Origin of the sequence: Rhodomicrobium sp. Az07 (assembly GCF_018619475.1) — a bacterium.
Classification (GTDB): Bacteria; Pseudomonadota; Alphaproteobacteria; order Rhizobiales; family Rhodomicrobiaceae; genus Rhodomicrobium.
Window position 1 is genome coordinate 1 of record NZ_JAHFZG010000035.1, and the last position, 4885, is coordinate 4885.

At 60.7% G+C, this 4885-nt stretch carries 4 protein-coding genes and 1 pseudogene; 4 read left to right on the top strand and 1 reads right to left on the bottom strand.

Going from position 1 to position 4885, the window contains the following annotated elements; all coding sequences use genetic code 11:
- The first annotated feature begins 65 nt into the window (after positions 1 to 65).
- Genes KKP04_RS15145 through KKP04_RS15155 form a run of 3 tightly spaced genes read left to right on the top strand, consistent with a single transcriptional unit; the run spans position 66 to position 3037 of the window.
- Positions 66 to 461 carry a TonB-dependent receptor gene (locus tag KKP04_RS15145; RefSeq protein WP_215033491.1) on the top strand — a complete coding sequence of 132 codons (396 nt, stop codon included), beginning with the start codon at positions 66 to 68 and terminating at the stop codon, positions 459 to 461.
- A 2-nt stretch (positions 462 to 463) separates the two neighbouring features.
- Positions 464 to 1141 (top strand): MotA/TolQ/ExbB proton channel family protein, encoded by a 678-nt coding sequence (locus KKP04_RS15650; protein ID WP_215033494.1) that lies wholly within the window; start codon positions 464 to 466, stop codon positions 1139 to 1141.
- Positions 1142 to 3037 (top strand): bifunctional 2',3'-cyclic-nucleotide 2'-phosphodiesterase/3'-nucleotidase, encoded by a 1896-nt coding sequence (locus tag KKP04_RS15155; RefSeq protein WP_215033497.1) that lies wholly within the window; start codon positions 1142 to 1144, stop codon positions 3035 to 3037.
- 163 nt (positions 3038 to 3200) lie between these two features.
- Here KKP04_RS15155 and KKP04_RS16015 read toward each other — a convergent pair.
- Positions 3201 to 3404 (bottom strand): annotated as a pseudogene (locus KKP04_RS16015) (hypothetical protein); the annotation flags it as partial.
- A 228-nt stretch (positions 3405 to 3632) separates the two neighbouring features.
- Between KKP04_RS16015 and KKP04_RS15165 the strand changes: the two are divergent.
- Positions 3633 to 4760 (top strand): PRC-barrel domain-containing protein, encoded by a 1128-nt coding sequence (locus tag KKP04_RS15165; protein WP_215033503.1) that lies wholly within the window; start codon positions 3633 to 3635, stop codon positions 4758 to 4760.
- Positions 4761 to 4885 lie beyond the last annotated feature (125 nt).

A 4885-nucleotide genomic window follows, 5' to 3' on the forward strand; every position in this document is an offset into this window, starting at 1 on the left:
CTTGATACCGGGCGTCATCGCGGATCCATCGCTCCAAGGCGGCTGCTGAACTGGCCGCGCCTGCCTTGGCCCTGTCATGCCGAAATGATGACTTCTCGCACAGCCTCGGCCTCGACTATGACGACGACCACATCATCGGCAACATCGGCGTCAAGTGGATCGGGGCGCAGTACTCGACCTTCATGAACGACGAGGAAATCGACAGCTTCGGTCGCGTCGATGCCATGATCGGCTACCGGTTCGACGATTTCGGCTGGCTGAAGCGCCCTGAAATCAAGCTGAATGTGTATAACATCTTCAACACCAGCGATCTTACCGGCGTCAACGGCATAAAGAACAACGCCAAAGAAACAAAAGGCGTGAACGGCGCAATTATTGCTGCACCGTCCGCTTCTCAAATGCCGACGTACTATCTCGGCCAGGATGCCTCGTTCCTGGTGACCTTCAGCACAGGTCTCTGATAGTGAATATCGACACGGCATATTTCCACGATGTGTGCATCAACATCCTCTACGGATCGGTGGTGGTGCTCACATTCGTGGTGGTCGAGCGGCTCGTCTATTACGGGCTGCTCGCCCTTCGCACCAGAAAGCTCGGAGCCGTGGTTCACGGCTCCGGACCCGTCCCCGCGACAGCATTCCGCTCGCGAGACCTGCTCACGCGAAGCCTCGCGACCTATGTCGGGGCGCTTCGGTCGCCCGGCGCAACACGCGAGGCGCTCGAAGACTTGTCCGCCACCCTGTTCATCAGAGTGAGCGGCAAGGTCGAGGCGCGGCTGTGGGTGCTGGACACCATCGTGACGGCGGCCCCGCTTCTCGGCTTGCTCGGAACGATCCTCGGCATCATGGACACGTTCAACGCGCTGTCATCCGGCGGCATTTCCGACCCCGCCGCCGTCAGCCGTGGCATCGCTGCCGCGCTCATCGCAACCGCGGTCGGCATCGGCACCGCGCTTTACGCGCTGCTCGGGCTGAACCTCCTGCACCGCGTCGAGGGGCACCTGAACGACGAATTCAAACGCCTCATCCTTGGCAGCCACTCGCTCCCCGAGTCTGAGGTGAGGATTGCCCTCAACGCGGCGCGGCCGGATCGCGTGGGCGAAGGCGGCGTAGCGCCGCGAACCGCAATGCAGGAGACGTAATTGAGCATCGCAATAACCCGCCGCACCGCCCTTGGCGCGGCGGCATATCTGGCCACATTCGGCTTGTCGGACGCGCTCGCAGGAGACTCCGGTCCGCGCATGCGTGTGCGGCTGCTCGAAACAACCGATCTCCACATGTTCGTGATGGATTGGGATTACTACCGCGCGAAGCCCGATCCGACGGTCGGCTTGACACGGGTTGCGACGCTCATCCGCGCGGCACGGCGCGAAAGCCCGAACGCGCTGCTGTTCGACAATGGCGATTTTCTTCAGGGCAACCCGCTCGCGGATTATATCGCCGCCCAACCGCCCGGCTCCGAACCGCATCCGCTCGTCGCGACGATGACTGCGCTCGGCTATGACGCAGCGGGCCTCGGCAACCACGAGTTCAACTACGGCCTCGATTTTCTTGAGGCGACGGTTCAGAATGCACCTTTCCCCTTTGTCTGCGCGAATGTCGTTCGCGCTGGCGGCGCGGCTTTCCTTCCGCCGTACACCGTTCTGAAGCGCGTCTTCAAGGACGACGCCGGCGCGGAGCACGAGTTGCGCATAGGCGTCATCAGCTTCTTGCCCCCGCAGATCATGTCGTGGGACAAGGCGCGCCTTGAGGGCAACGTCGAGGCAAGCGACATCGTGCTGACAGCGCGACGCCTCGTCCCCGAGCTGAGGGCGAAATGCGATGTTCTGGTCGCGCTCTGCCATTCGGGCATCGGAACCGGCGCGTGGACGGAGGGCGAGGAGCACGGCGCGCTTCATCTTGCCGCCGTGCCCGGCATCGACGCCATACTCCTCGGTCACGCTCATCGCGTTTTTCCGGGCAAGGACTACGCCAACGCTGGCGAAGTAAACTCGGTTGCCGGGCGCCTTCACGGCGTGCCTGCCGTGATGCCCGGCTTCTGGGGCAGCCATCTCGGCGTCATCGACCTCGGCTTGAGGCGAGAGGGCGAGCGCTGGATCGTAGAGAAAGCGGATGTCGAAGCTCGTCCGATCTATCGGCGAGAGGGCGGCACGGTTCACGAACTGACCACATCTGATCCAGAGGTAGCGGCTTCCATCGCAGTCGCGCATGGAAGTACGGTTGCCTGGGTCGATCAGCCCGTTGGCACGCTCAATGCCCGGATCTACAGCTATTTCGTATGGGCCGGATACGACCCGACGACAGCCATCGTGAACGCAGCGCAGATCGCTTATGCAAAGCCGCTCCTGGCTGCTGCGGGATTCGGTGAGCTGCCGCTTCTGTCGGCCGCCGCGCCCTATCGCGTGGGCTATACGCCTGACAGTTTCATCGACATCCCCGCAGGCCCGGTGCCGATGCGCGCCGTCGCCGATCTCTACATCTACTCCAGCAATACCGTCACAGTCGTGAAGGCGACGGGTGCCCAGATCGTAGCCTGGCTCGAATGGGCGGCACGGGTCTTCAACACGGTCGATCCCTCCGTCACGGGTGCACAGCCGCTCGTGAACAAGAAAATCCCATCCTACAATTTCGACGCGATCGCCGGTCTCACCTACGCGATCGACGTGACGAAGCCGTCGGGCCGCATCGTCGATGTCCGCTTTGAGGGGAAGCCGCTAGACCTGTCGCGCGAGTTTGCGGTGGTGACAAACAACTACCGAGCCGATGGCGGCGGCGGCTTCGCGGCGCTGAAGCACGCAGAAATTCTGCTTCGCGCGCCGGATACCAACCGGGACGCAGTCCTCCGCTATTTCAGGGCGAACCCGACCGCTCATGTGCATGACACGACGCCGTGGCGATTTGCATCTGCCTCAAGGCCGGTCGAGGTGTGGTTCGATACCGGGAAGGCGGCTGTGCCGCTGATCCCGAGCTTCGCAGGAACGACCGACCTCGGCAATGGCGCCCCGGGATACGCGCGTGTCGGCCTTACTCTTGCCTGAGATGAAAAGGGTCACGCGAGGCAAAAGAGCTATAGCCGCACTTTAATCACAAAGTTCTCGTCTTCACTTTCCATGGTGCGCCAATAGCCTTTAACAGGCTGAAATATCGGAACTTCCCGCAAACGACAGGCCGAAGCTCTCCCGGCTGAAGCGATACCTCGGCACGCGCGATTGGCGCCAAGCGAACATCGCCGCCAAACCGATTCTGATGCAGTTCGACGCGGTCGTTGCCGAACGCTTCGGCGCAGGCCGCTTCAACGGCCAGCAAACCGTCGACAAGGACGGCCGCCAGGATCGCCACCATCAGCCGGTCGCCGTCGTCGGAGACGCGCAGTTTGCGGCGCACTCTCCCCAGCGCTTGAGGAAGAGGCGCGAGAGATCATTGCGCCATCTGCATGTTCCACACTGTCCAATTGCTTTCTGATCTGTAGGTTCCGTGGCGGCCGGCGCGGGAAGTTGCTGGTAAAAAGTTTTCGTTAACCCTATCCGCAACGATGGCCATCAAAGGCCACCCGATCGAAGTTTCAGTGGGGACAAAAATCGCTCTCGCCCATTACCAAAAGAGCAATCAATCGCGAAAGGAGATCGGTGAACAATGAAGAGTGGCAAACATGCGCTAACAATAGCAGCGCTAGGTCTTGCAGCCTGCACGGCGTTTGGAGTTGCGGCCGCAGAGGCGCAGTCCAATACAGGCGCGGCCGGAGCGCAAGCAACGAACCAAAATCGATTCAAAGAGCCGCTTAACAACTTAAAGGGAGCGCGCGAAACCCTGTTACAAGCAACCGGCCAGGACGGAAACTTGAAGGAGCCACGCGATAAAGCTTCCGAGGCTTTGAATACCCTGAACACCGAGATTCAGCCGATGACAGGCTCCGGCGATGCTCAGTCCCAGGCTCAAAAGACGCTGTCGTCAATAAAGAATGCTCAACAGGCGCTTTCACAGCAACGGCAAGATCCCAAGGCAATGGCTTCAGCACTGCAGCAGGTCGAGCAGACAGTGCAATCGCTTCAAACAAAGATCGCCCAAGGACCTGGTTCATCTCAGAGGCAGTTCGCCGATCGATCGTCTGGAGCTTCGGCCAGTGGACAATCACAGCAGGGCGCCGAAATCCAAGTTCAGCAGCAGCCCCCTCGTGTCGCTGTCCAACAAGCCGCCCCGACGGTGCAGGTCGAGCAGCCGGCCCCGACGGTGCGGGTCGAGCAGCCGGCCCCGACGGTGCGGGTCGAGCAGCCGAAGCCTCAGGTCACGATCAATCAACCGAAACCTGATGTTAAGGTTCAGCAGGCAAAGCCCGATGTCTCCTTCGAACGCCCGAGCGAGCCCCAGGTCAAGGTGGAGCAAGCTGGCAAGCCCGATGTAAATATTGAGCAATCGAGGCCGCAAAGCCAGTCAGCTGATGTTCAGCAAAGCCGGTCGAACAACGCAGGCTTCGCCGATAAGGATAGTCAACGCAACCCCATCGCAACCATGCGTCGCGACGAAATCGTCGGCAAAGCTATCTATGGGATGAAGGGGCAGCAAGCCGGTGAGGTTGCTGACGTTGAGACAAGTTCGGGCGGGCAGATTTCAGCGGTTCTCCTTGATGTTGGCGGCTTCCTGGGGCTCGGGGAAAAGCGGATCTCGATACCTGCTCAAGACCTGAGGTTCGATGGAAACCGGATTTCCTCAAACTCGATGACCGCAGACCAGATCAGAAATATGCAGTCGACACCAAACCGTTAGAGCAGTCTGGTTCAGGCCGAGGTTGTGTGAGAAGTCCAGCTTTGGAACAGTGAATCTGCCTAGACTCTCCTCGCAAGGCGGCGAGGAGGATTCGATGACGAGCTTTGTGCGCGGGGCGGATCGCA

Bases quoted from the DNA above. Each gene is read 5' to 3' on its own strand.
- KKP04_RS15165 (WP_215033503.1), top strand. From the start codon at position 3,633: ATGAAGAGTGGCAAACATGCGCTAACAATAGCAGCGCTAGGTCTTGCA.